Source organism: Novosphingobium sp. G106 (genome assembly GCF_019075875.1).
Taxonomy (GTDB): domain Bacteria; phylum Pseudomonadota; class Alphaproteobacteria; order Sphingomonadales; family Sphingomonadaceae; genus Novosphingobium.
Map to the genome: position 1 here is coordinate 2,770,308 of NZ_JAHOOZ010000001.1, position 24,920 is coordinate 2,795,227.

Annotated in this window: 21 protein-coding genes and 1 tRNA gene; 7 read left to right on the top strand and 15 right to left on the bottom strand. The window is 65.6% G+C overall.

The window, feature by feature from the left end; genetic code table 11:
• The first annotated feature begins 30 nt into the window (after positions 1-30).
• On the top strand, positions 31-744 hold the full coding sequence (locus KRR38_RS13240) for an EthD domain-containing protein (RefSeq protein ID WP_217402178.1): 714 nt from the start codon (positions 31-33) through the stop codon (positions 742-744).
• A 134-nt stretch (positions 745-878) separates the two neighbouring features.
• Here the strand turns inward: KRR38_RS13240 and KRR38_RS13245 are convergent, their stop codons facing one another.
• Positions 879-1,295 carry a nuclear transport factor 2 family protein gene (locus KRR38_RS13245; protein WP_217402180.1) on the bottom strand — a complete coding sequence of 139 codons (417 nt, stop codon included), beginning with the start codon at positions 1,293-1,295 and terminating at the stop codon, positions 879-881.
• 19 nt (positions 1,296-1,314) lie between these two features.
• Positions 1,315-2,103: a transporter gene (locus tag KRR38_RS13250; protein ID WP_217402182.1), complete on the bottom strand. Its 789-nt coding sequence runs from the start codon at positions 2,101-2,103 to the stop codon at positions 1,315-1,317.
• Positions 2,104-2,240: 137 nt separating this feature from the next.
• Between KRR38_RS13250 and mtgA the strand changes: the two genes are divergently transcribed.
• Positions 2,241-2,918: a monofunctional biosynthetic peptidoglycan transglycosylase gene (mtgA, locus tag KRR38_RS13255; RefSeq protein ID WP_217407255.1), complete on the top strand. Its 678-nt coding sequence runs from the start codon at positions 2,241-2,243 to the stop codon at positions 2,916-2,918.
• Positions 2,919-3,030: 112 nt separating this feature from the next.
• Here the strand turns inward: mtgA and KRR38_RS13260 are convergent, their stop codons facing one another.
• The 5 genes from KRR38_RS13260 to KRR38_RS13280 form a co-directional block, all read right to left on the bottom strand.
• Entirely contained in the window at positions 3,031-4,221 is a 1,191-nt protein-coding gene (locus KRR38_RS13260; RefSeq protein ID WP_217402184.1) for a hypothetical protein, read from the bottom strand.
• A 145-nt stretch (positions 4,222-4,366) separates the two neighbouring features.
• Entirely contained in the window at positions 4,367-7,720 is a 3,354-nt protein-coding gene (locus KRR38_RS13265; protein ID WP_217402186.1) for a TonB-dependent receptor, read from the bottom strand.
• Between the two features lie 281 nt (positions 7,721-8,001).
• On the bottom strand, positions 8,002-9,213 hold the full coding sequence (locus tag KRR38_RS13270; RefSeq protein WP_217402188.1) for an amidohydrolase family protein: 1,212 nt from the start codon (positions 9,211-9,213) through the stop codon (positions 8,002-8,004).
• A complete protein-coding gene (locus KRR38_RS13275) occupies positions 9,210-9,818 on the bottom strand; it encodes a carboxymuconolactone decarboxylase family protein (protein ID WP_217402190.1) in 609 nt (202 codons plus the stop codon). The genes KRR38_RS13270 and KRR38_RS13275 overlap by 4 nt, the downstream gene beginning before the upstream one ends.
• Positions 9,815-10,813, bottom strand: a complete 999-nt coding sequence (locus tag KRR38_RS13280; protein ID WP_217402192.1) for a hypothetical protein — start codon at positions 10,811-10,813, stop codon at positions 9,815-9,817. The genes KRR38_RS13275 and KRR38_RS13280 overlap by 4 nt, the downstream gene beginning before the upstream one ends.
• A 198-nt stretch (positions 10,814-11,011) precedes the next feature.
• On the opposite strand from KRR38_RS13280, the gene KRR38_RS13285 reads away from it, so the two are divergent.
• Entirely contained in the window at positions 11,012-11,968 is a 957-nt protein-coding gene (locus KRR38_RS13285; RefSeq protein ID WP_217407256.1) for a cation diffusion facilitator family transporter, read from the top strand.
• Here KRR38_RS13285 and KRR38_RS13290 read toward each other — a convergent pair.
• The 7 genes from KRR38_RS13290 to KRR38_RS13320 form a co-directional block, all read right to left on the bottom strand.
• Positions 11,965-12,822, bottom strand: coding sequence for a lactoylglutathione lyase (locus KRR38_RS13290; protein ID WP_217402194.1), 858 nt, complete (start codon positions 12,820-12,822; stop codon positions 11,965-11,967). The genes KRR38_RS13285 and KRR38_RS13290 overlap by 4 nt on opposite strands.
• Before the next feature lie 95 nt (positions 12,823-12,917).
• Positions 12,918-13,376 (bottom strand): AAC(3)-I family aminoglycoside N-acetyltransferase, encoded by a 459-nt coding sequence (locus tag KRR38_RS13295; protein ID WP_217402197.1) that lies wholly within the window; start codon positions 13,374-13,376, stop codon positions 12,918-12,920.
• 22 nt (positions 13,377-13,398) lie between these two features.
• Positions 13,399-14,655, bottom strand: coding sequence for an ATP-dependent Clp protease ATP-binding subunit ClpX (clpX, locus tag KRR38_RS13300; protein ID WP_217402199.1), 1,257 nt, complete (start codon positions 14,653-14,655; stop codon positions 13,399-13,401).
• Positions 14,656-14,807: 152 nt separating this feature from the next.
• Positions 14,808-15,488, bottom strand: a complete 681-nt coding sequence (gene clpP, locus KRR38_RS13305) for an ATP-dependent Clp endopeptidase proteolytic subunit ClpP (RefSeq protein ID WP_254514783.1) — start codon at positions 15,486-15,488, stop codon at positions 14,808-14,810.
• 77 nt (positions 15,489-15,565) lie between these two features.
• Positions 15,566-17,167, bottom strand: a complete 1,602-nt coding sequence (locus tag KRR38_RS13310; RefSeq protein ID WP_217402201.1) for a hypothetical protein — start codon at positions 17,165-17,167, stop codon at positions 15,566-15,568.
• A gap of 266 nt (positions 17,168-17,433) precedes the next feature.
• Positions 17,434-19,029 carry a trigger factor gene (tig, locus tag KRR38_RS13315; RefSeq protein ID WP_217402204.1) on the bottom strand — a complete coding sequence of 532 codons (1,596 nt, stop codon included), beginning with the start codon at positions 19,027-19,029 and terminating at the stop codon, positions 17,434-17,436.
• 57 nt (positions 19,030-19,086) lie between these two features.
• Positions 19,087-19,171: transfer RNA gene (locus KRR38_RS13320), tRNA-Leu, on the bottom strand.
• Between the two features lie 129 nt (positions 19,172-19,300).
• Here KRR38_RS13320 and KRR38_RS13325 point away from each other — a divergent pair.
• Complete coding sequence (locus tag KRR38_RS13325) at positions 19,301-19,477, top strand: hypothetical protein (protein ID WP_217402206.1); 177 nt, start codon at positions 19,301-19,303, stop codon at positions 19,475-19,477.
• Between the two features lie 98 nt (positions 19,478-19,575).
• Positions 19,576-20,466, top strand: a complete 891-nt coding sequence (locus KRR38_RS13330; protein ID WP_217402208.1) for a TauD/TfdA family dioxygenase — start codon at positions 19,576-19,578, stop codon at positions 20,464-20,466.
• Positions 20,467-20,625: 159 nt separating this feature from the next.
• Here the strand turns inward: KRR38_RS13330 and sppA are convergent, their stop codons facing one another.
• Entirely contained in the window at positions 20,626-22,512 is a 1,887-nt protein-coding gene (sppA, locus tag KRR38_RS13335) for a signal peptide peptidase SppA (protein WP_217402210.1), read from the bottom strand.
• 96 nt (positions 22,513-22,608) lie between these two features.
• Here sppA and KRR38_RS13340 point away from each other — a divergent pair, with 96 nt between their 5' ends.
• Both KRR38_RS13340 and KRR38_RS13345 read left to right on the top strand, forming a co-directional pair.
• A complete protein-coding gene (locus KRR38_RS13340; RefSeq protein WP_217402212.1) occupies positions 22,609-23,616 on the top strand; it encodes an aspartate carbamoyltransferase catalytic subunit in 1,008 nt (335 codons plus the stop codon).
• Positions 23,613-24,863 carry a dihydroorotase family protein gene (locus KRR38_RS13345; protein WP_217402214.1) on the top strand — a complete coding sequence of 417 codons (1,251 nt, stop codon included), beginning with the start codon at positions 23,613-23,615 and terminating at the stop codon, positions 24,861-24,863. The genes KRR38_RS13340 and KRR38_RS13345 overlap by 4 nt, the downstream gene beginning before the upstream one ends.
• Positions 24,864-24,920: the final 57 nt, after the last annotated feature.

Consider the following 24,920-nt stretch of genomic DNA (forward strand, 5'->3'; position numbering starts at 1 on the left):
ACCCGCTCAAACAAGAAATCGGAGAGAACGATGCCCTACAAGATGCTCTATCTGGCCCGCCGCGCGAAGAACGTCGCCTGGGAAGACTGGCCACGCACCTGGAAGTCGCACGCCGTCTTCGCCAGCCAGTTCCCGGCGATGGACGGGACGATCGACTGGATGCGCTATACCACGCGCATCGACGATCCCTCGCTCGGCGACCTGCCGGTCTCTACCGAGCACGACGGCGTCAGCGTCTCCGAGGCGCCGGTGCTCGACACCTTCTACGGCAAGGGCTTCTCGAAGGAACAGCGCGTGCTGATCGACGAGGACGAACTGCGCGTGTTCGACCGCTACACCCCCGACTTCAGCTTCTACTGCACCGAGAAACGCCCGGTCGACGGTCCGCTGGGTGAGGCCGCGGTATTCCGCTTCCTGCTGCGCCGGCCCGAAGTGTCGCGCGAGGACTTCGACGCCTATCTCAAGGACGCGCACTCGCGCCTCGCCGCCGAAAAGGCCGGCGAGCTCGGCGTCAGCCGCTGGGCGATCAATTTCAGCATCGAAGCCCCGCCCGCCCCCTTCCCATTCGACGCGATCGAGGAATGCTGGTTCGCGACGCCGCAGGATGCTGCCAAGGCGCTCAAGGCCTCGGCGATGGATGCGGTGACCGACGACCTGGCCAAGGTCAGCGTGCCCGAGGGAATGATCACGATGCTAACCCGGCCCACCCACCGCTGGCCGCGCGAGCCGAAGCCCTCAGCCTAGAGCGTCATCGCCTTACACCGTCATCCCGGACTTGATCCGGGATCCCGCTGCCTTTGCGACCTTGCCCCTAGACGCAACGAGCGGGACCCCGGATCAAGTCCGGAGTGACGAATTTGGTTCGGTCAAGTTGATCACTAGAACGCCGGTCCCGGCAGCAACGCAAAGCGGTGCATGCCGAAGCTGTTGAACTTGCGCCGGGCGAACTGCCAGCCCGCCGCGGTTCGCACCAGGTCGTCGGCGTAATAGCCGAGGATTTCCAGCCCCTCGTCGCGGCCGGCGAACTTGCCGGCTTCGCGGATCGTGGTGCGGGCGGTCGCCCGGTCGCCGTCGACGGCGATGACCGGGGCTGATGCCAGCTGGGTGAAATAGTCCATGCCCGCGAGGAACCCGGCCATCGCCGCCTGGATCGTGGCATGGCCGGTCAGTTCTGCTCCCGCCACCTCCCAGATGCCGTCCTCGGCAAAAGTCGCCATGACCTGCGGCCAGTCCTGCCGGTTGCAGCCGTCGGTGTAGCGGTGAATCAGTTGCTGGATCGCCTCAAGGTCGGTCATCGAAACATCCTCTTCGTTATCAGCGGAACTGCCAGGCCAGCCCGAACAGCAAGGAGCGGTCGGGCGCGTCGGACGAAAGCCCGGCATCAGCCTCTACGTCGAGCTGGAACCTGTCGCTCACCTGCCAGGCCAGCGAGCACGCGACCCGCGCATCGGTGCTGTGCCCGGTCGGGTCGTCATCCCGGAATGCGGCGACCTCCCCGGTCAGGCTCACCTGCTTGGCGAGCGGGTGCGACAGGCCGACGACACCGCCCCAGGCGAGGTGGTGGCCATTCCCGCTCCCGTTCGCGGCAAGATCGACTTCGGGGGTGAGATCGAGCTCGAAACCGCTGGGCAGGTCGAAACCGGCCGGAAGCAGCATGCCGAAGCTCGCCGGCCCGCCACCGCGCAACGGCGTGGTGACGAAGGCCTGCACCGCGACCTTGCCGTTGGGTCCGCTCAGGCTCTGCCTCACGGCGAAGGTGCCATCGCCGATGCCTGCGTCGCGCATGATCGCCCCCGTAACTCGGTCGCGGCTGCGGTCGATGACATGGCTGGCGAGGCCGATCTGGACTTCTGTGGTCTCGGTGACGCCGACTCGCAGCAGCGCATCGCCCAAGGTCACTTCGTCCTCGATCGAAGCGCCGTCGCTCGTGTGATCCCAGCCCGCGACGCCAACCTCAATCATGGCGCGACCGGGCGCGAGCGTGCAAGCGGGGGTACCCAGCCCCGGCCGGTTGGCGCAGAAATCGCGGTCTTCCGCGTGGGCGATCTGCGGCACGAGGCCGAACGCGAGAGAAAGGCCGATCCCGGCGAGTGATCTTTTCATGAAGACATGCCTACTGCCCGATCTCCCCGCGGACAACCGCACTGCGCCCGTTTACCTCGCCGGGCCTCTTCCGCTAACCAGCGGCCATGGCTTTCAGCTTCTTCAAGCGCTCCTCGCCCCGCTCCGAACATGGTCGGATGTATCGGATCGGCTGGTGGATCGGGCGCATAATCCTCTATTTCCTCGCGATCAGCGTCGGCATGACCGTGATCTACAAATTCGTGCCGCCGCCGATCACGCTGACGATGCTGTTCGATTCCAACGGCTTCGAGAAAGACTGGGAGCCGCTAAGCCGCATCGACCGCGACATGGTCGCCGCGGTGATCGCCGGCGAGGACAGCAAGTTCTGCACCCACAACGGCTTCGACCGCCGGGCGATCGAGAAGGCGATGGAGCGCAACGCCGATGGCGGCAAGCTGCGCGGCGGCTCGACGATCAGCCAGCAGACCGCCAAGAACGTCTTCCTATGGCAGGGCACTGGCTGGACCCGCTATGCGCGCAAGGGCCTGGAAACCTGGTTCACCCTGCTGATCGAGAACATCTGGGGCAAGCGGCGGATCATGGAGGTCTACCTCAACGTCGCCGAGACCGGGATCGGCACCTACGGCGTCGAGGCCGGGGCGCAGCGCTATTACAAGCACTCCGCCGCCAAGCTGACCCCGATCGAGGCCGCGCGCATCGCCGCGGCCCTGCCCAGCCCGAAGAAGCGCGCGGTGGTCGACGCGACCGGCTTCACCCGCCGCCACGGCAACACCATCGCCAAGCGCAGCGGCGTGGTGCGCAATTCGGCGCTGGATGGCTGCGTTTACGATTGAGCGCGTTGCGCGCGGCCTTCGACAAGCTCAGGCTGAGCGGGCCTTGGTGTTTCCCAAAACCCGCTTGTGCTGAGCTTGCCGAAGCACAGATGTGCAATGTTCGTCCGACAGCCTACCCGCCGAGATCGACAACCTTCAGCGTATAGCCGCCATCGGTCTCGCCGATGCCGAAGCTCTTCACCCGCACCAGCACCTGGCCGTTACCGCGCGCGGCAAAGTTGAGCTTCTCGGTACCCGTGGTGCCGCTGTCCTGGGACTTGATCTCGGTGAAGCCGGCATCGGCGCCGGTGCCGCCGTCGTCGGGCTCGACCGGATTGGGCACGCCGATCGCGACGACGCCGTCATAGGTCGCGGTCAGTTCGAGGCGGTAGCTGTGGCCGGCCGCGACCGGCAGCGCGTACATCGCGATGGCATCGCCGTCGGCGAGTTTGCCCGAAACTGTGGCCCCGACCCGCAGCGCTGCAGGAGGCGGCGGCGGCTTCGGCGCCTCGATGCGGTTCAGCGTCAGCGCGAATTCGCCGGGCTCGTCCGACAGCGCATCGACCTGGACGAAATAGGTGCCGGTGATCGGCAGTTTGCGCCGGATCATCGGGTTGAGCCCGTCGCTATCGTCATTCTCGGCAACGACCGAATAGTTACCCTCGCGGTCGGGCGCGGCGAGCCGCAACAGCGTGTCCTTTTCCGAGGTGGACTTGAGCTCGACCCATTGCCCGGCGGTGCCGGCGAAGGAAAAGACCATCGGCGCGCTCGACGAGGTGATGCCCTTCTGGTCCCGGCCGAGCGTGGCCGAGACAACCGGCGCCGGGCCGCTGCCCACCTCGCGGCGGCGCACAAGGATCTCGCGCGGCTCGTCGCTCGGCGCGACCGTGACGAGATAGTCGCCGGCGGCATTGGCGAAGAAGCGCAGCCGCTCGCCGTCCTCTGTGGTGCTCAGGCTGCCGCCCTTGGCAAAGACCTCCCCCGGCTGCGGCGCCAGGATATTGCCCTTGGCGTCGCAGAGCTTGATGCCCTGGAGCGCGGGCTTGCCAGAATCACCATGCTCATCGTCGCGATCGTGCTCGTCGTCGCCTTCGTCACCCGAGGCCTTCGGCGTGACGCGGACGAGATCGACGATCACCCCCTCACGCACGCCCAGCGCCAGCGTGAAGCTGCGCGCACCGCCGGGCTCGACCGGCAGGACGGTGCCGATGCTGAGCGGCGCAGCGCCCGAAGCGGAGCAGCCGGCAGCGTGAGCCTGGGCGAACGGTGCAAGACAGGCAGCGGCAAGGAACAGCGCGGCGCGCTGGCGGCGAATGGGATTCATGGCAGGAAACTCCCCCGGAAAATGAAAAATCGCGCCCGTTTCGAAGGACATAACCACAAGTCCGATGAAGCGCATATGAAAAAGGGGAGAGGACTTTCGCCCCCTCCCCACTTCCCCCTTTGACACGCTTGCGGCGTGACGAAGCCTAGAAGCTGATCCGCGCGCCGATGCGGATCGCGTAGAGCGACTGCTTGGCGTAGATCGTGTCGGTCGGTGCGGTGAACTGCCCGCCCGACGTCTGGTTGGCGGTGTAGCGGTACTGCTGGCAGGCTTGACCGGCGTTCTGAGCGGTTGCGGCGCCCGGCGCGGTCCCGGTCGCAACTGGCGTGGTCAGGCAGGTCACCTGCACCGGCGAGACCGAATAGGGGAACGCATATTCGCGAATCTGGCCCCAGTTCTTGTTGAGCAGGTTGGTGAAGTTCTCGATATCCATGAACAGCTGGAACTTCGCATCGCCGACGAAAGTGGGCAGTTCCTGCGCGAAGTGGAGGTCGAGCCTCGTCACCCAGGCCGAGCGGAAAGCATTGCGCGGGGCGATCTGGCCGCGATATTTCGAAAGCCCGGTCTTGTTGAGATAGTCGTCGAACAACTGGGCATCGGTCGCGTTGGCGTAGGACACCTTGGGATCGTTGATGCCGGTAGGCACGTAGAGCAGATAGCGCGTGCCTGTGCCGATCGTGCCGAACACCGTCGAACGAGTGGCGGTGTCGCGGAAGGTATAGCTGAACGGATGTCCCGAGCGGCTTTCACCGAAGAGCGCCAAGGTCGTCTTGTAGTCCCCGAAGAACGCGTGGTTGAAGCTCACGTCGAACTTGATCGAGTCGCGAACTTCATCGTTCGAGATGCCGTAGGCCGGACCATTCGCATCGAGCGCGACGCCCGCGCCATAGTTCGAAGACGCGGTCGAGGAGGTCGCTGGGTTGCGATCCTTAACGTTCGAATAGGTGTAGGCGACGTTGGCCTCGAGGCCGAAGTCGAACACCTTGCTGGCACGTACCACGCCGATATAGCCACGTCCCTGGTTGGAGTTAGCCAGCAGGATGTCCGAGTTGGTATCGGTAAAGCTGGTGACCGGCGTATAACGCGCGCGGCCATCCGGCGTCAGCAGCCCATTGGCCTTCACGCGCAGATCGGTGAAGAAGACCTGCTCGCGCACGCGCGAATAGAGGAAGTCCGCACCGAAGCTCCAACCGCCGCCGAGCGGACCGAGGTCCTCCGGCTGCCAATCGGCCGACAGGGTAAGGCGCCACTGCGAGGGCAGCTTGAAGTTCTTGGCCAGCGCGTTGGTCGGCGCCAGCGTATTCAGCGTCGCATTGGTAAGCAACGTGTTCGCCGCACCCGGTATCGTCGTGCCCTGGACATTGGTCAGGATCGCCGCGCCATTGGTGGCGTTGACGCCGACGCCGCCATAGGTCCCATTGTTGTTCTGCGAAATGTCGATCGTGTTGGTCAGCACACCGGTATTGGAAAAGCTGTTCGATACGTAGACGTCCGGCGTACCGCCGCCGAAGATGCCCGCGCCGCCGCGGATCGTCAGCGTGTTGATCGGCTTCCAGGTGAAGCCGAAGCGCGGCTGGAAGAGGTCCAACCCGTTGACATACTTGGTGTTGGGGAAGCCGTAGCGATTGAGGAAGTTGACGTTCAACGCCGGCAGGCTGTTACCACCATAGAGGTCGTAGCGGAGGCCGGCATTGACCGTCAGCGCATCGGTGACGCGCCAGTTGTCCTGGATGCCGAAGGTGTAACCCTGATAGCGGAAGCTGGCTGCGGCGTCTTCGGGGACCAACGTCGGAACGGCGTTGCCGTAACGATAGCGCTGGGCATTGCCCGCCTGGAAGTCGGCGATCGAGTCGAAGTAATAGTCGCCGGCCGAACGCTGCAGGAACGAGTTGAAGGTCTTCACGTCCTGGAATTCGGCGAAAATCTTGACGTCGTGGTCGCCCGCCTTCAGGCGTCCCTGAAGCAAGCCGCCATAGGTCTTTACGCGCAGGGCATTGGTCTGGCGCGACACGTCCGGGCCGAAATAGACGCTGGAATAGTTCGTGTTGCAGTTGATCGCCAGTGCGTTGCCCGCGCTGCTGTCGCGATCCGAAGTCGGCGCCGCGCAAACCTGGAAATTCGCGAAGCCGCGACCGAGCGCCGGATCCTGGCCGCGCTTGTAATCCTTGATGAACCCGCGAACCTCGGTGGAGAAGTTGTCCGACCAGTCCGAGTTCAACTGGAACACGCCGGTGTGCAGGCGGTTGCTGCTGATATAGTCGTTCGACAGCAGGCTGAGCCCGAAAGGCGCCGTCGTGAAATTGTTGACGCCGAGGATGATCGAATCCTTGGCGTAGGTGTAGGACAACGAAGCGCGCTGCCGGTCCGAGATGTTCCAGTCCAGCTTGGCGACGATGCGGTCGTCCTTGTCGCCATTGGTCTTGGCGACGCCGCCCGTGTCATAACCGTACTTGGACTTGGCGATCGACGAGATCAGGTCAACCTGCGCCTGCGTCAGCGTAGGGATCGCGGTGCCCGCGTTGTTCTCGGCCGTGCCCTCGGGGATCGGCAGCGGCGCGCGCAGTCGCTCGCCGGCGATCATGAAGAACAGCTTGTCCTCGATGATCGGGCCGGAAATCTCGGCGCCGAAGTTCTTGTAGGTGAAGTTCGGCAGGACGACGTGCCCGGTCGGCACACCGGGGCCGGCCTTGGTGTTCTTGCCGGTCAGTTCGTCGGCCGAATAGGCGGCGAAGGCCGTGCCCTGCCACTTGTTGGTGCCCGAACGCAGGACGATGTTGACCGAACCGCCCTGGAAATTGCCTTCGCGCACGTCATACGGCGCGACCTTGGCCTGGAACTGACCGATCGCATCGAACGGGATCGGCGAACGGCGGCTGGGCAGGCCGTCGGTGTTAAGACCGAAGCTGTCGGTGATGGCAACGCCATCGACCGAGAAACGGTTGTAGCGGGCGTTCTGGCCAGCGAAGGAGATGGCGCGGCCGCCGGTCGGGGAATCGTCGAGGCGCGCGAAGGGATCGCGGCGCGAAAGGTCGCGAATGTCGCGGTTGATACTGGCAGTCTGGGCGATGTCGTTGGCGCTGAGGACCGTCGTCGGACCCTGCGAGATCGATCCCGCACCCTGGAGACGCGCGGCGCTGACGACGATCTCCTGACCCTCGGCCGTGAGTTCGATCGGCACTTCATAAGCCTGCGCCAGCACGGTCACGACGTCGGTGACGGTGTTCGTGGCGTAGCCCGAAGCGCTGACGGTAACCGTGTAGCTATCACCCGCGCGCAAGCCCGAAACGTCGAAGCCGCCGGCGCCGGTCGTGGTCACGGTCGACCTGGCGCCCGTATTGGTGTCCTTGATCTCCACGGTAGCGCCGGCGACAGGCTTGCCGTCGCTCGTCACCACGCCGCGAATCGTCGAAGTCGTTTCCTGTGCCATGGCCGGCGTCGCGAGCGCGCAAGCGAGCGAAAGGCTGGCAGCGCTGGCTGCGAGGAAATGTCTGAAATGCATAGCGGATACGTCCCCTGTTCGCGCTGCGCCTCGCCCGGCAGCAGCATAGTTGGACCCTTCTGCGCATCTTCCCCCAGACGGCTAGTGCGCATTCATTTTGCGTTCACAGGTCTTACTGGCGCCCTAGACACGCGATATGTGACGGTTTGCTGACAAGGAAGAAGGTAAGTCGGCGAGTTGAGGATAGGTCGCGCCGGCAATGTCGATTATTTCCGAACTGCGACAAAAACGCCACAGCCCCCGGCGACGCGCGCTGTCCAGCTCGATCCGCGGGAAGTTTCCTAGGGCAGCAGCCAGGCCCCGTTGCCGGCGAAGTATTTCTCGAGCACTTCCGGCCCAAGCGGTTCCAGCATTTCCGCCATTTTGCTCTTGCTGTGCGCCCCGCCTTCGAGGTGCGGATAGTCGGTCGAATAGCAGTAGCAGTCGGCCAAGCGCAGATAGCGGCGGAAGAACCGGTCGACCGGCTCAACCAGACTGTGCGGCGTCACGCGGACATTGCGCGCGAGATATTCAGATGGTCGGCGCGAGAGCACGCTGGCGATTCGCCGGGCGAAGACCTTCTCAGCCCACATGTCGAGATTGTCGGCGAGCGGCCCCAGCCAGTGGGCACCGAGTTCGATCGCGCCGAAGCGTAGGCCGGGATGCCGCTCGAAGACGCCGCCCAGCACCATGACCGTCAGGAAATGCTCGACCGGCAGATGCGTCGTCGCCAGCGAGTAGGGTTCGAAGCCCAGCTCGATCGACAGCTTCTGAGGCGCGAAGGCAGCGGTATTGGCCCATTCGGGCGAATTCAGGAAACCGAGGTCGCTGCCGACATGGGCCAGCACCGGCACATTTCGCTCGGCCGCCAGCGCCCAGAACGGATCGAGCGCTTCGGACGCCGGCGAGAGCCCGGCAAGCGGTGCTCCGGTGTTCACGAGCAGACCCTTGAGCCCCCGCCCGATGAGGTCGCGCGCCTGCGCCATCAGGTCGTCCACATCGCGCGGCGCCTTGAACATGCCCACGGGGCGCAGCCGGTCGGGCGCGAGTGCGGTTGTCCGCACGCTCCAGTCGTTCCACTCGTCGGTCGCGGCAAAACCGATGCTGCGCATCTCCTCGACCGGAATCGATCCCATGATCGCCTGCAGCGAGGCGGCGATCGGCCCGCCGCCCTCGGGAGTCGAGAGGATCTGGCCCCAGAGGCCATAGCTCGGGAAGATCAGCTGGCTGCGCAGGCCCATGAGGTCCATCGCCTCGAGCCGCCGCGTCATGTCGAAAGCGCCGGGCGCGCCCGTGTGGCGCAGCGTCCAGACGTTCTCCGGCGTCATCGCCATGTCGTCGGCGGCCTGGTCGGGGCGCTCGATATAGTCCTCGCCCATCGCACGGATCATCGGCGCGCAGACCTCGGCCAGCCGCGCCGCAACGGGGCCGAAGATTCCACCCCAAAGGTGCGGCGGCGCGAACTCGTGTCCGTCCACGTCAAGCACACGCTCGAGCAGCGGGACGGCTTTCATACCGACTCGAGCCCCAGGTTGTAGTCGTTCAACCGGAAGCGCAGCGAGTTCTGGATGAAGGCGGTCAGGTGATAATGGCCGGCGATCATCATCAGCTCGATCAGTTCGCGCGGTGAAAGACGCTCGGCGAGCCCCGCCCAGGTCGCGTCGGAAATCATTGCATCGGCGTGCAGTTCCTCGGCCGCCCTCAGGATCGCGCGGTCACCCTCGGCCCAGCCCTCGGCCGAGGAACCCTGCTTGATCCGCTCGATCTCGTCGGCGGTCACGCCGATTTTCCTGGCGGTCACGACATGCTCGCCGAACTGGTAGGGCGCGCCGCAGAGCCAGCCGGTGCGCAGGATGATCAGCTCGCGCGTGCGTTGCGGCAGTTCGGCCGACGCCATCGCCGAGATGCCGAGCTGCATATAGGCCTCGAAGAACGCCGGCTGGTGCGCCAGCGTCGTGAAGAAGGGATGGACCGGCTGCTCGACCGGATAGGCGGTGAGCTCGCGCATGCGGAGGATCACATCCATTTCCCGCTCGCCGAGCGCTTCGTCGCTCAGCGGCTCGAGCCTCGGCGCATTGCCGCAGACTTCGTCCATGCGCGCGGCCACGTCTCTCGTCATGCGGGGTGCAGCCCTTCGTAGCGCAGCTTGATGATGCCGATGCTGGTCCGTGCGAGCAGCAGATTGCCCGCGGCGTCGGTGGCAATCTTGTGCACCGTGCCTTCCATGCCGATCCCATCCGAGAAGGGCGGGCGGAAGGTCTGGACGTGCTTCCAGGCGGCGACGTCGACCACGTCGAGATTGCTGTTGTTGCCGTCGTTGATCACCATGAATTCGCCGCCCGGCGTGAAGGCCAGGTTGAAGCAGGTGCCGAAGGGCGACGGCCGGTTGACCTCGATCTCGCGGATGAACTGCGCGTCCTCTCGGCCGACCGCGTCGAACACCTGGACGCGGTCGTTCTTGCGGTCGCAGATGTAGAGATGACCTTCGGGCCCGAGGCTGACGGCGTGGACCGGGTTGTTGAACGTCTCGCGCGCCGCGCCGTCGGCCGGCCGCGGCGGCTTGCCGTAGGCGCCCCACGAGCGAAGGAACTCGCCGGTGTCCGAGTTGAACACGGCGACGCGGTGGTTGGTATAGCCGTCGGTGACATAGACCTCGCGCCGGGCGACGTCATGCCAGGCATCGGTCGGGCAGCCGAGCAGGTCGGGTGTATCGTCGCTGCCCTTGCGGCCGAACCTGCCGATCCGCAGCAGCAGCTTGCCGTCGGGGCAGAACTTCTGAAGCGCGTGATCGTATTCGGTGTTCGCGCCGAAAACCCAGACGTTGCCGTCGCCATCGAAGGAGATCGTCTCCTCCTGCTTGGGCCACTGCTGCAGCCCGTCCTCGCGCGGCAGCCAGTCGGGCCCGCCCCAGCCTTGGACATAGTTCCCGTCAGCATCGAACTCGCAGACCGCGGGAAGCCGCGCGGCGGGGTCTTTGGTGCCTTCTACCGGGCCCCATTCCATGATCGAGGCGATGTGCAGCACCCAGACATGCCCGTCGGGCGTCACCTGCAGGCCCGTCACCGAACCGAGATAGCGGCCTTCGGGTAGCTTGAGCCCCCCAGTCCGGGTCATGCGTGTAGCGCGGCAGCAGGCTCGCCTGGGCGGCTATGGACATCCTCGATCTCCCGGCTGGCGCCCGGCTGGCCCGGGTCGTCGCCGGGCATGATAGGTACATCCGCGATGGGGGAGCAAGGCCTAGATGGCACCGATGTTCCGACCGCGCGACGAACGATCGTTGCCGCACTTCGCAACATATGCGACATGGCCCCGATGGGTGCCGGTCACGATCACCACCACGGCCATAGCCACGGCCACGGACATTCGCATGGTCACGGCCATTCGCACGGCCACGGCTCCCCGCGCGGCGCCGGCTTCGCTGTCGCGGTCGCGCTCAATCTCGCCTTCGTCGTCGCCGAGGTAGCGGCAGGCCTGGTCAGCGGCTCCATGGCGCTGATCGCCGATGCCGGCCACAACCTGTCCGACGTGCTCTCGCTGCTGCTCGCCTGGGGCGCCAGCGTGCTTGCCGCAAAGCCGCCGAGCGAGCGTTTCACCTACGGCCTCAAGAGTTCCTCGATCCTCGCGGCAATCGCCAATGCCGCGCTGCTCTGGGTCGCGCTGGGCGCAATCCTGGTCGAGACGATCCGCCGCTTCTCCGATCCCGCGCCGACCGAGGGCATGACGATGGTCGTCGTCGCTGCCATCGGCATCGCGATCAACGGCCTTTCCGCGCTGATCTTCGCGAAGGGCAGCAAGACCGACATCAACCTGCGCGCCGCCTTCCAACACCTGCTGGCCGACGCCGCGGTTTCCGCCGGCGTGGTCGTCGCGGGCATCGGCGTGATCCTATGGGGCGCCGCCTGGATCGACCCGGTCACCTCGCTGATCATCACGCTGGTCATCGGCTGGGGCAGCTGGGGCCTGCTTCGCGAGTCGCTGAGGATGGGACTGCTCGCGGTGCCCGAAGGCATCGACCAGGCCAAGGTCCGCACCTTCCTGGAAAGCCAGCCCGGCGTCACCGCGGTCCACGATCTCCACATCTGGCCGATGAGCACGACCGAGAACGCGATCACCGCGCATCTTGTCATGCCCGGCGGCTATCCGGGGGACCGCTTCCTCCACGATCTCGCGCACCGGCTCGAGCACGAATTCCGCATCTGCCACCCGACCTTCCAGGTCGAGACGCTGTCCGACGAAGGCTGTGCGCTGGTCAGCGAGGGCGTGGTCTAACCCACTACGAACTCGTGCCGCGCGCCGAGGAAGTCCTCGGGATCGATCGCGAAGCCGGGCGAGACGCAGCCTTCCGCCGTCTGGCGCAGCGACAGCTTGTCGAAGTGTCCGCGCGCCTGGGTCTCGTCGGCGATCTGCCAGACCAGCGCATAGATGCCGTTCTGCTGCTTGCTGAGGAAGGCGCCGAGCGGACCATAGGCCGTGTCGTCGGGCTGGATAAAGGCCACATTGGTGTCGCCGATCCGGATCAACACGCGGCGCGCCGGCTGTGGTAGCTCTGTCCGCTCGTCCACCAGCACTTCGCCGTCTACCGACTTGGTGAAGAACGACACCGCCTTTTCGATCTCTTGCGTGACGCAGGCGATATGGTCGAGCCGCAGCACCGAGCTCGCATGGCCGACGCCGACATGCGCGCCCCAACCGCCGACGCGGTCGTAGGGATCGTTGGGCATCGTCGTTTCGCAGACCTCGAGCAGGACGCCACCGGTCGACTCGGCCTTGACGAAAAAGAACACGCCGTAGTCGCTGGCCACCGTCGCCCCGGCATCGCGGAAGGCCTGACTGGCTTCCTTGCCGTTCTCGACCTTGAGCTCGAACGAGTGAAACGCCTGGCCGATCTTGCTCGCCATCCGCGCATAGGGCTTGGTCATGTCCTCCGGATTGCGCGGCGCCATCGGCTCGACCATGTGGTTCGCCACGTAGAGCAGCGCGCAGTCGCGGTCCTCGGCGGGGAAGTAATTTTCGGCGAAGACCAGCCCGCCCAGCGCATCCTGGTAGAGCAACCGGCAGGCGTAGATGTCTGTGGTCGCATGGATCGTGTGGATGATCCGCGGAACGTGGATGCGGCCGGCCATGGTCTTCTCTCCCGATGATTCGCCCCGGTCTTACATTTCGGCACAGCGGTTTCAAATCGTCACGCGCGCCGCGCAGGCGATGCTTGAGGCCAGCCTCAAGCCGGCGAGATATCGAAATGCATGACATCCTCGCGCGTGCCGAGCTTGGTGTAGAGCGCGACGGCAGGATCGTCGCCGTAGTCGGCTTGGACGTAGATGACCCAGGCGCCGATCTCGCCGGCGATCCGCTGCAGTTCGGCAATCAACGCCGTGGCGATGCCTTCGCGGCGACGGTGCTCGGCGACGGCGAGGTCGTAGATGTAGATTTCCTTCCGCGCCTGCTCGAACTTGCGCAGCACATAGGCCGCGAGCGCGCCGACAGGAGCCTCGCCATCCCGCGCGGCGAGGAAGACGAAGTCCGCGCTGCCGAGCAGATCGCCAAGCCAGGCATCGTCGGGCTGATTGCCAGAATATGTCTCGCGCTCGTCGAACACCTCGCCGAACAGGTCGAGCGCGCGGCGCGCAAAAGCAATGTCGCCCGCCTTGCAGCGGACGACATTGAAATTTCCAGCCATGTCAGCGGGAAAGAAGCGGCTTTTAGGCCGCCTCTTCCTTGCCCTTGAGCACGCGGACCGGGTCCTTGCGGCCCTCGACCACGTCGCCATCGACGACCACTTCGGCGATGCCTTCCTCGGTCGGCAGGTCGAACATGGTGTCGAGCAGGATCGACTCGACGATCGACCGCAGGCCACGCGCGCCGGTCTTGCGGGCGATGGCCTTGTTGGCGATCGTCTCGAGCGCGTCGTCGGTGAAGGTCAGCGACACGTCCTCGAGCTCGAACAGCTTCTGGTACTGCTTGACCAGCGCGTTCTTCGGCTCGCGCAGGATCTTGACCAGCGCCTCGACGTCGAGGTCTTCCAGCGTCGCGATCACCGGCAGACGGCCGACGAATTCGGGGATCAGGCCGAACTTCAGCAGATCCTCGGGCTCGGCTTTCTGGAGCAACTCACCCACGCGGCGCTTGTCCGGATCGGCGACATGCGCGCCGAAGCCGATCGAGCGCTTCTGCAGGCGGTCGGCGATGATCTTGTCGAGGCCGGCGAAAGCGCCGCCGCAGATGAACAGGATGTTGGTCGTGTCCACCTGCAGGAATTCCTGCTGCGGGTGCTTGCGGCCGCCCTGCGGCGGAACCGAAGCGGTCGTGCCTTCCATCAGCTTGAGCAGCGCCTGCTGCACGCCCTCGCCCGATACGTCGCGCGTGATCGACGGGTTTTCGGCCTTGCGGCTGATCTTATCGATCTCGTCGATGTAGACGATGCCGTGCTGCGCCTTCTCGACGTTGTAGTCGGAGGCCTGGAGCAGCTTGAGGATGATGTTCTCCACGTCCTCGCCGACATAGCCGGCTTCGGTCAGCGTCGTCGCATCGGCCATCGTGAACGGCACGTCGAAGGTCTTGGCCAATGTCTGTGCGAGCAGCGTCTTGCCCGAGCCGGTCGGCCCGACGAGCAGGATGTTCGACTTCGACAGCTCGACGTCGCCGCCCTTGCCGCTGTGCTTGAGCCGCTTGTAGTGGTTGTGCACCGCGACCGACAGCACGCGCTTGGCGCGGTCCTGGCCGATGACGTAGTCGTTCAGCGTCGTGAAGATGTCACGCGGGCTCGGTACGCCGCCGTCCTTCTTCCCGGCGATGCCGGCCTTCGTCTCCTCACGGATGATGTCGTTGCACAGCTCGACGCATTCATCGCAGATGAATACGGTGGGGCCAGCGATCAGCTTGCGGACTTCGTGCTGCGATTTGCCGCAGAAGCTGCAGTACAGAGTGCTTTTCGCGTCGGATCCGCTCAGTTTGGTCATGCTTTATCCCAGAGTCCCACCGGAAAATACCGAAGGGACGGACTCACCAAGATTAGCCCCGTGGGCCAATTAATCAATCCTGCGCTATAGCAGGCAATGCTTGCTGGGGGCTGAAACGCAACGGTTAAGCGCTTGCTCCAGCCCCCACGCGGTTATTCCTTGGTCCCGCTGCCGGTCCCTTCGCCACCTTCGGGACGGGTCTCGAACACCTTGTCGACGAGGCCGAAGGCCTTGGCCTCTTCGGCCTCGAGGAAGGTGTCGCGATCCATCGCCTTCTCGATCACGTCTAGATCCTTGCCGGTATACTTCACGTAAAGATCGTTCATGCGCTTGCAAATCCGTAGAATTTCGCGTGCCTGGATTTCGATGTCGGAAGCCATGCCGCGGGCACCGCCCGAGGGCTGGTGGATCATGATCCGGGCGTTCGGCAGCGCGATGCGCATGCCCGGCTCGCCGGCGGCGAGCAGGAAGGAGCCCATCGAAGCCGCCTGGCCGATGCAGACGGTCGAGACGCGCGGCTTGATGTACTGCATGGTGTCGTGGATCGCCATGCCGGCCGTCACCACGCCGCCCGGCGAGTTGATGTACATCGAGATGTCCTTCGACGGGTTCTCCGATTCGAGGAACAGAAGCTGGGCGACGATGAGCGAGGCCATGTTGTCCTCGACCTCGCCGGTGACGAAGACGATGCGCTCGCGCAGCAGGCGGCTGAAGATGTCGAAGCTGCGCTCACCGCGGCTGGTCTGCTCGACCACGACAGGCACGAGTGCGCCGGTGACGGGGTCCTGGCTGAATTTTCCCTGGGCGCTGTTGTGGCCGAAAAGGTCGATCATGGAAGTCCTCATTGATTGGCACGCCTATGTCGCGTGCCACAGCCCGATGTTCAAGGGCGTTAACCCCTGTGCGATTTTCAGATGTTCAGGTCGGTCAGACGCTGGTTGATCTCGGTGGCGCCCGGCGTGCAGACGCCTGGCCGCTGGAACACGCATTTGATCGTGTCGTCTTCGCGTTTATCATTTTCCGTCGGGATCGAGCGGTTGCCGGAATAGAAGCACTTCCCTCGCGAATATCCCGCCGGCAGCAACCGGCTGGCTTTGGCCGGAGCAATGATGACGTTGAACGACCGGGAATCGCGACGCAACGCCGGTGCCTCGCTTTCCGACGTGTACAGGTACATCGGCACCCGGCGATTGAGGTAGGTGTAGCCACCCAGGCCCCACGGATCGAGATCGATGCTCGCAAGGCCGCAGAGGCCGCCGATGCGATTGGCCGTCTGCATCGCCAGCAGTCGGCCGTTGGCGAAGGTCCACTCGTATCGCCGGCGCTCGCCCCCTGCCAGGCTGGCCGACATTCCCACGACCCACAGGAGCGCAACGATGATCAGCGCGCTCCTCCAGCGCGCCGGCATGCGGTCTCCGACGTAGCGGAGCGCATCCGCCAGGCCCAGGCTGAAGAACAGCACGACGATCGCAGTCGACAGCAGAACGAAGCGGAATTCCTTGTGCGCGATCAAGGAAAGCAGAAGGACGTTTATCACGGCCGCGGCCAGCAGCGCCGGATAGCGGCGCACGGCCAGCGCGGCGAAGCCCAGGATCACCCAGGCGCTCGACTGCCAATGGAAGGTGACCAGGTAATAGGGGTAGAACACCGGCGTCCTGATGCCGAAATCTTCCGAGCGGCCCTGCAGGAGGTTGGACGAGAAGTTGTTGAACACCCATTCGAAGGGCATCACGCCGAACGAAAGGTCGATCGCCGATCCGATGAGCAAAGCCGCAATGCCGCCGATGGCTACGGGCAACCAGAGGTCGCGGAAGCGGTATTTGCAAGTCAGCAGTACCAGGACGCCGATCGCAGGAAGATACTGATAGCGGACGATCGCCGCGAGGCCGAGGGCGAAGCCTGCGGCGAGCAGCTTGCGCGTCGTCGCAGTCTCGGCGCGGCACAGCACGGCGGCGGCCGGCATGATCAGCGCCAAGGCCAGCGGCTCGCTGAGTGTGTGTACCGCGTAGAAAACGAAATCGAACCAGATCGCCGCAACGAAGGCAGCCAGCAAGCCGTGGAACCGCGAGATGCCGTTGCCCAAGGCGTAGAACGACAGGACCACCGATATCGAGGCGAGCGCGAACAGCCCGCGAAGGACCGGTAGATAGGCCAGCGAGCCGGGCGAGAACTTTTCGGACAAGGCGATCGGGCCCGACAGGATCAGCGGCAGGAACCAGCTGCGAATGCCTTCGCGCCATTCCCAGGTCGCGATACCATAGCCGGTGGCGAGGCGATGCGCGGGTTCGAGATACTGGAATATCTCGTCGGGATGATGGAGCGCCGGGATGGCCAGTAGGGGCAAACGCAGCGCCAATGCCAGCACGACAATCAGCGCCAGTGCGTGGCGCGAAGGCCATCCTGACCAGACACCCTCGATCCCGTCGACCAGCCGCCAGCAGAGTCCCGCAAACCAGACACCAAACCGCGACGATTCACCGTCCGTTTCAGCTATGGCGGGGTGATCGCTCATTCAGGGTCAGAAACGATCGAGGCACCGCTTATCGCGGCAACCCTACATTGTCCCTTGAAGCCGTTGCACTCGAAACAGTCTATCACGGGCGCTCCCATCGATGGGTTCGACTGTCTGACGCGCCCCAGCCCGATGTTCAAGGGCGTTAACCGATTGAGGCGCGCGGCCAGAATCGCATTGGCGATGCGCCCCGCGCTCTAGCCAAAAACAAACGGCCCGGTGCACGAAGCGCCGGGCCGTCCGATTGTTTGCGAACCGCGAAGCGATCAGGCCTTATCGGCAGGCGCCTTCTTGGCGGCAGGCTTCTTTGCCGGAGCCTTCTTGGCAGACGCTTCCTCGGCAGCGGCTTCGGCCTTGGGCGCGGCAGCCTTCTTGGCAGGCGCCTTCTTCGCAGCGGGCTTTTCCTCGGCCGTAGCAGCCTCGGGTTCTGCGACGGGCTCGGCCGCCGCCTTGGCCTTCTTCGGTGCGGCCTTCTTGGCGGCGGGCTTGTGGTCGTGATCGTGACCGCAATCCGGGCCATGGACATGACCGTCTTCTTCGGCCTCGATCGCGGCCTGGAGTTCGTCCTTGGTCACTTCGCGCTCGGCGACTTCGGCCTTGTCGAACAGGAAGTCGACGACCTTGTCCTCATAGAGCGGTGCGCGCAGCTGGGCGGCGACGAGCGGGTCCTGCTGGACGTACTCGTAGAAGCGCTGGCGATCCTCGGGACGATACTGCTGCGCGGCCTGCGCCATCAGCATCTGCATTTCCTGCTGGGTCACCTCGACGCCGTTGGCCTGGCCGATTTCCGAAAGCAGCAGGCCCAGGCGCACGCGGCGCTCGGCGATCGCCTTGTAATCGTCCTTCTCGGCTTCGATTTCCTTGAGCGCAGCCTCGGGGTCTTCCTCGTGGCCGGCTTCGTGGGTCAGCTGCTGCCAGATCTGGCCGAACTCGGCTTCGACCATCGAGGGCGGAACCTCGAAATCGTGGCCGGCGGCGAGCTGGTCGAGCAGCGCACGCTTCATCTGCGTGCGGGTCAGCCCCGCGGTCTGCTGCTCGAGCTGGCCGCGGAGCAGGCCCTTGAGCTGGTCGAGGCTCTCGAGGCCCAGGTTCTTGGCGAGATCGTCGTTGATCTCCTGCTCGCCGGCGACCTTCACCGCATGGACGGTGATGTCGAAGGTCGCATCCTTGCCCGCAAGTTCCTTGGCGCCGTAGTCGGCGGGGAAAGTCACGGTGATCTGGCGCTCCTCGCCGGCCTTCACGCCGACGAGCTGCTCCTCGAACCCCGGGATCAGGCGGCCGGAGCCCAGCTCGATCGGCTGGTTCTCGGCGCTGCCGCCCTCGAAGGCGACGCCGTCGCGCTTGCCGACGAAGTCGACCAGGACCTGGTCGCCGTTCTCGGCCTTCTTGCCCTTCTTGGCATCGGTAAAGCTCTTCTGCTGGCCGGCGAAGCGCGCAACTTCGGCGTCGACCTCTTCATCGGTGACGGGCACGACCAGCTTCTCGAGCTTGAGGCCTTCGATCGCCGGCGCGGCGATCTGGGGCAGCACTTCGAGGCTGACGGTCAGTTCGGCATCCTTGCCTTCCTCATAGCCATCGCCAAGGCTGACGTCGGGCTGCATCGCGGGGCGCAGCTTCTGCTCGCTGACGAGCTGATCCATCGCCTCGCGGATCGAGGTGTTGAGCGCTTCCTGGTGGATCGCCGGGCCGTGCATCTTCTTGACAAGGTTCACCGGAACCTTGCCCGGGCGGAAACCCGGCAGGCGCATCTGCGGGGCGATCTTCTTGACCTCGCCCTCGATCCGCGCGGAGATGTCCTTGGCCGAAATCGTGACGGTGTAGCCACGCTTCAAACCTTCGTTGGCGGTCTCGACAATCTGCATCGCTCTAAAAGCCTTCCACTCTCAAAAAATGCCGCCGATCAGTCCAGGGCGAGGTATTGGTGCGGGCGAAGGGACTCGAACCCCCACATCTTGCGATACTGGTACCTAAAACCAGCGCGTCTACCAATTCCGCCACGCCCGCAAACCGAGGAAGCCGAAAAATCAGGCGACGGCCCTTATAAGCACTGGGGCAAAAGGGCAAGCGCGCTGGGGCCTAAGACGGAACCACTATCGTACCGCAACGGTTCAACCAGCAGGAAGGTAGGTTCTCATGGCCACGCAACCCGATTTCTCGCCCGACCGGATCGAGCCGCAATCGCCGCCCGAAGCGCCGCAGCAGGAGCCGCAGCCCGGCTTCGATCCCAACAATCCCGACGAGAGCCCGGTGATCCAGCCGGATTTCGACGAGCCCGACCGCGGCCCGGACGAGACGCCGCCGCCGCTGTAGATCGGCACTCGTGCTTCCGCGTCAGTCATGCGGCAACCCTAGGCGGGAGCGCGGGGGAATCGTATGGATGCCGGATCAAATCGGCAACGGCGAGTACCATGACCGCAATCACCATCGAGCCCATCAAGCCGCACATCGGCAGCCTGGTTCGCGTAGACAAGGCGCGTCTCTGCGATCCCGAGATCGTCCAGACGGTGCGCGAGGCGATGGAACAGCGCGGCGTCCTGGTGTTCCCCGAGTTGCACCTGACCGACGCGGAGCAACTCGCCTTCACCGACGCCTTCGGCCAGCGGCTCAACTATACCAGCGGTGCGACCCCGAACGGCGCGCGTGGCGCGGTCGCCGGCGAAGAGGCTGACGTCTACAAGATCGCACTCGGCAAGGGTGCGACGCTGGCCCCCGAATTCGTCTACGCCACCTGGTTCTGGCACACCGACGGCGTCACAGTCGACCAGCCGCTGCCCAAGGCGACGATGCTCTCGGCGCGCAAGCTGTCACTCACGGGCGGCCAGACCGAATTCGCCAACACTTTCGCAGCCTGGGCGCGGCTGCCCGCGGCGGAGCAGGCGGCGATCGCCGAGCTCAGGGTGATCCACCGGCTCGAAGCCGCGATGCGCCATGTCTTCCGCGAGATTCCCGAGGATCGCCTCGCCCGGTTCCGCCAGGCACCCGAGATGGTCGTGCCGCTGGTCTGGACGCAGCAGGATGGCCGCCAGTCGCTCGTCCTCGGCACCCACGCCGACGAGGTGATCGGCATGCCCTACACCGCCGGCCGTTCGCTGCTGGAGAGACTGATCGAATGGGCCGCGCAGCCCGACTTCTCCTACAGCCACGACTGGCGCGAGGGCGATTTCGTCATCTGGAACAACCACGGCGTGATGCACCGGGTCGTGCCCTACGATGCGGATTCGGACCGCAACATGCACCGTACCTCGATCCAGGGCGACCAGCGCCTTGGCCGGCCTTTGGCGGAACTCCAGCCGGCTTAGGTTTGGCCGCGACAAGCGCGCGATCGACTTTGCCTGAAAGAGGTTCGTCACCCCGCTTGATCCGGGGTCCGGCTCATTGCGGCCAGACGCGAGGTTGCGAAGGCAGCGGGATCCCGGGTCAAGCCCGGGATGACGATGTCAGGGTGAGGTTATCCCGCTCTAATTGAGACCCAGGACCTTCGCCACGCGCGCCAGCAAGGTCAGGTCCGCCCTGGGTGGCAGCCTGCCGCCCGCCGAGGCCGGGCATTCGAGGCAATAGGCCTGGACCCCGCGCGTGCCGATCAACCGCTCGGCGCCGGCCAGTGCCTTGCCGATCAGGCCCATCTGGCTGGCAGTTACCGCCCCGGCGAAGTCGCGCGCTTCGGCCGGCGGGGCGCTGTCTTCGTCGCTGCCACCGAGGCGCTGAAGGATCGAGGCCCACTGCTCGTCGCGCTGGCCCAGGTATTCGGGATGCCAGGAGTCGAGCTTCGCCGCCTTGGCCGCATAGGCCAGCGCCTGGTCGAGCCCACCGAACTCGTCGACCAGGCCGTTCTGCCGTGCCGTGCCGCCGTCCCAGACGCGGCCCTGGCCGATCGCGTCGATCTGCTCGGGCGTCCGGTGCCGCGACTGGCCGACGAGGCCGAGGAAGTGGCCGTAGCTGTGCTCGACATTGAGCTGGAGCATCGACTGGATCTCGGGCGAGAGGCCGCTGACGACATCGGGCTGGCCCGACAGCGGCGTGGTCGCCACGCCGTCGGTGGTCACGCCCCACTCGGACAGGGCGTGCTCGAAGCTCGGCACGATGGCGAAGACCCCGATCGAGCCGGTAATCGTCCCCGGCTCGGCGAAGATGCGGTCGGCCGGGGTCGAGACCCAGTAGCCGCCGCTCGCCGCGAGATTGGCCATCGAGACCACGACCGGGATCTTCTTGGCCTTGTAGCGCGCGATCGCCGCGCGGATCGCCTCGGAGCCCGTGATCGAGCCGCCCGGCGAATCGACGCGCACGACCAGCGCCGCAAAGTTCTTCGCCTGCGCCTCGTCGAGCAGCTTGGCGATGCGGTCGCCGCCCGCGGTACCCGGCCCGGCGTCGCCGTCGACGATCTCGCCCGCCACTGTGACCACGCCGATCGCCCGGCCCGGTTCGGCCGGCTTGTTGGCCGCAAGCCAGGTCTTGAGCCCGGTATGGGCAAAATGCCCAGGCCCCGGATCGCGCGTATCGTCGCCGACGATCTCGGCGACACGCTGGCCGAACTGCGCCTCGTCGCCGAGCTTGTCGACCAGCCCTGCGCTCTGCGCGCCCTTGGCGGCATCGCCGCCCGCAGCTTTCAGCCAGGCCACCGGATCGCCGCCGACCAGCGCGATGTTGGCCTTGGGCCGCGCCTTGGCGACGTCCGCCTTCCAGTTCTCCCAGATCGCGCCGTAGAGCGCCTTGCTCGCCTCGCGCGAGGGGTCGGACATGTCGTTGCGGATGTAAGGCTCGACCGCGCTCTTGTAGGTGCCGACGCGGAAGACGTGCGCGGTGACCTTCAGCTTGTCGAGCAGGCCGCCGTAGTAAAGGTTCTTGCCGCCGGGCCCGAGCACGAAGGCCCCGCCCATCGGGTTGACCCAGGCTTCGCTGGCGTGGGCAGCAAGCTGCACGCCGTCGTCGTTGTATAGCGTGGCATAGGTCAGCACCGGCTTCTTCGCCGCGCGCACCGCGTCCATCGCCTCGCCGATCTCGGTCATGTGCACAAAACCGCCGCCGGTGAAGCGCGAGAGATCGAAGACCACGGCCTTGATCCGGTCGTCCTTCGCCGCGAGCCGCAGCGCGCGGACCACGTCGCGCGCCCGGTACTCACCGACCGGCGCCTGCTGCGACACCAGTTGCTTGATCGGATCGACCAGCGAAGGCTCCTCGACCACCGCACCGTCGAGCTTGAGCAGCAGCGCGCCCTTCTGCACCGAAGCGACGTTCGGCCGCACCGTCAGCGCCGCATAGAGCAGTCCGAAGAACATCAGGAGGAGCAGCAGCGCGAGCCCGTCCTTGATCGCAACCAGCAGCTTCCAGACCTTGCGCGCGAATGCCATGCGTGTTCCTCTATTTCGCGTCTTTCTAAGGACGGGGGACAGTTTGTCCAAGCACACTTTACCCCCCGCCCCGGCAGGTCTAAGGCGCTGTCTTCAATGACATCGCCAGAACTCCCTCACGCGGGCCGCTATCCGGCAGGCTCGCTGGCCTTCCCGCACCGCGGGCTGCTCGGCATCGCCGGCCTTGCGCCGCACGAGATCCTGTTCCTGCTCGACGAGGCCGAGCAATGGGTCGAGCTCAACCGGCAGCCGCAGAAGCGCGACGAGAGCCTGGCCGGCCTCACCATCATCAACGCCTTCTTCGAGAACTCGACGCGCACGCTCTTGAGCTTCGAGATAGCCGGCAAGCGGCTCGGCGCCGACGTCGTCAACATGCAGGTGGCGCAGTCGAGCGTGAAGAAGGGCGAGACGCTGATCGACACGGCTATGACGCTCAACGCGATGCGCGCCGACGCCATGGTCATCCGCCACGGCAGTTCGGGCGCCGTGCGGCTGATCGCCGACAAGGTGAACTGCCCGGTGCTCAATGCCGGCGACGGCCAGCATGAGCACCCGACCCAGGGCCTGCTCGACGCGCTGACGATCCGTCATGCCCTGCGCGGCAAGACCAACGGCGAATTCAACGGCCTGACGATCACGATCTGCGGCGACATCCTGCACAGCCGCGTCGCACGCTCGAACATCCATTGCCTGACCACGCTCGGCGCCGAAGTCCGCGTCTGCGCCCCGCCCGCGCTGATGCCCGCGGGGATCGAGGAGATGAAGGTCACGCCGTTCCACGATTTCGACGCAGCGCTGAAAGGCGCCGACGTGGTCATGATGCTGCGGCTCCAGCAGGAACGCATGTCGGGCCAGTTCATCCCCAGCCCGCGCGAATACCGCCACCTCTATGGCCTGACGCTCGACCGACTGGCCAAGGCCCAGCCCGATGCGCTGGTCATGCACCCCGGCCCAATGAACCGCGGCGTGGAGATCGACAGCAACGTCGCCGATCTGGTCGACCGATCGGTGATCACCCGCCAGGTCGAGATGGGAGTCGCCATCCGCATGGCCTGCCTCGATGTGCTGACACGAAAAGCGCGCAAGCTGGAGGGCTGGACATGAGCGCGGCCCCTCCTCTCGTCATCGCCAATGGCCTGCTGATGCTGCCCGAGGACGCGCCGGCCAAGGGCGCGGTGCGCGTCGAGGGCGGCCGGATCGCCGCGCTGGGCGACAGCGTCGATCAGGCTGATGCCCGCGTGGTCGATGCCAAAGGCGCAATCATCGCCCCCGGCCTCGTCGACCTCGGTGTCTTCGCGATCGACAAGCCGGCCTTCCATTTCGGCGGCGTGACCCGCGCCGCGCTGATGCCCGACCAGAGCCCGCCGCTGGATAGGCCCTCGACCGTCCGTTACGCCGCGCAGTCGGGTAAGCCGGACTTCTGGGTCCATCCGCTGGGCGCCGCGACGCGCGGGCTCGAGGGCGTCGAACTCGCCGAGATCGCGATGATGCGCGATGCCGGGGCCAAGGCGGTAGCCACCGGGCGGCGCTGGATCGGCGATTCCGGGACGATGCTCCGCCTGCTGCGCTACTGCGCGATGCTCGGCCTCGTCGTCGTCAGCCACGCCGAGGACGGCGGACTGACCGGCAATGCCGTCGCCACCGCCGGCGAGATGGCAACGCGGCTCGGCCTGCCCTCGGCACCGGCTGAGGCCGAAGCGCTGGCCATCGCTCGCGACATCGCGCTCGCCGAGATGAGCGGCGCGCGGCTCCATTTCCGCCAGGTCACGACCGCCGCCGGGCTCACGCTGGTGCGCGCCGCCAAGACCCGCGGCGTTTCGGTCACCGCCGGGGTGACGCCGGCGCATTTCATGCTCTCGGACATCGCGGTGGCCGACTTCCGCACTTTCGCCCGGCTATCGCCCCCCCTTCGCTCGGAAGCCGACCGGCAGGCGGTACGCGCTGCGCTCGCCGATGGGACGATCGACGTCATTACCTCGGGCCACGATCCGCGCGGCCCCGAGGACAAGCGCCTGCCCTTCGCCGATGCCGAGCCCGGCATGGCCGGCGCCGAGACGCTGCTGCCGTTGACGCTCAGCCTCGTACGCGACGGGGTGATCGACCTGACCCGCGCCTTCCGCCTGCTCGCGGGCAATCCCGCGCAACTACTGGGGCTCGATGCCGGCGTGCTGCGGGTGGGCGCCGAGGCCGACCTCGCGATCATCGATCCCGATCGGCCGTGGATCGTCGATTCGGACAAGATGGCGGCCGCCGCCGGCAATACGCCGTTCGACAAGCAGCCGGTCCAGGGCCGCGTCCTCGCGCTCTACAAGGGCGGCATGCCCGCAGGCAGCAACCACCTCGACAGATAAGAAAAACCCCTCCGCGAAGGGAGGGGCTTTTCCCGGTAATCGCTGACGCGAAAACTT

Coding starts and splice junctions, on each gene's coding strand:
- KRR38_RS13325 (WP_217402206.1), top strand. CDS start 19,301: ATGGCCACGCAACCCGATTTCTCGCCCGACCGGATCGAGCCGCAATCG.
- KRR38_RS13330 (WP_217402208.1), top strand. CDS start 19,576: ATGACCGCAATCACCATCGAGCCCATCAAGCCGCACATCGGCAGCCTG.
- KRR38_RS13275 (WP_217402190.1), bottom strand. CDS start 9,818: ATGACGAGAGACGTGGCCGCGCGCATGGACGAAGTCTGCGGCAATGCG.
- KRR38_RS13265 (WP_217402186.1), bottom strand. CDS start 7,720: ATGCATTTCAGACATTTCCTCGCAGCCAGCGCTGCCAGCCTTTCGCTC.
- KRR38_RS13345 (WP_217402214.1), top strand. CDS start 23,613: ATGAGCGCGGCCCCTCCTCTCGTCATCGCCAATGGCCTGCTGATGCTG.
- KRR38_RS13280 (WP_217402192.1), bottom strand. CDS start 10,813: ATGACCCGGACTGGGGGGCTCAAGCTACCCGAAGGCCGCTATCTCGGT.
- KRR38_RS13340 (WP_217402212.1), top strand. CDS start 22,609: ATGACATCGCCAGAACTCCCTCACGCGGGCCGCTATCCGGCAGGCTCG.
- sppA (WP_217402210.1), bottom strand. CDS start 22,512: ATGGCATTCGCGCGCAAGGTCTGGAAGCTGCTGGTTGCGATCAAGGAC.
- KRR38_RS13295 (WP_217402197.1), bottom strand. CDS start 13,376: ATGGCTGGAAATTTCAATGTCGTCCGCTGCAAGGCGGGCGACATTGCT.
- KRR38_RS13245 (WP_217402180.1), bottom strand. CDS start 1,295: ATGACCGACCTTGAGGCGATCCAGCAACTGATTCACCGCTACACCGAC.
- KRR38_RS13285 (WP_217407256.1), top strand. CDS start 11,012: ATGGGTGCCGGTCACGATCACCACCACGGCCATAGCCACGGCCACGGA.
- KRR38_RS13250 (WP_217402182.1), bottom strand. CDS start 2,103: ATGAAAAGATCACTCGCCGGGATCGGCCTTTCTCTCGCGTTCGGCCTC.
- clpX (WP_217402199.1), bottom strand. CDS start 14,655: ATGACCAAACTGAGCGGATCCGACGCGAAAAGCACTCTGTACTGCAGC.
- mtgA (WP_217407255.1), top strand. CDS start 2,241: ATGTATCGGATCGGCTGGTGGATCGGGCGCATAATCCTCTATTTCCTC.
- clpP (WP_254514783.1), bottom strand. CDS start 15,488: ATGATCGACCTTTTCGGCCACAACAGCGCCCAGGGAAAATTCAGCCAG.
- KRR38_RS13310 (WP_217402201.1), bottom strand. CDS start 17,167: ATGAGCGATCACCCCGCCATAGCTGAAACGGACGGTGAATCGTCGCGG.
- KRR38_RS13290 (WP_217402194.1), bottom strand. CDS start 12,822: ATGGCCGGCCGCATCCACGTTCCGCGGATCATCCACACGATCCATGCG.
- KRR38_RS13240 (WP_217402178.1), top strand. CDS start 31: ATGCCCTACAAGATGCTCTATCTGGCCCGCCGCGCGAAGAACGTCGCC.
- KRR38_RS13270 (WP_217402188.1), bottom strand. CDS start 9,213: ATGAAAGCCGTCCCGCTGCTCGAGCGTGTGCTTGACGTGGACGGACAC.
- tig (WP_217402204.1), bottom strand. CDS start 19,029: ATGCAGATTGTCGAGACCGCCAACGAAGGTTTGAAGCGTGGCTACACC.
- KRR38_RS13260 (WP_217402184.1), bottom strand. CDS start 4,221: ATGAATCCCATTCGCCGCCAGCGCGCCGCGCTGTTCCTTGCCGCTGCC.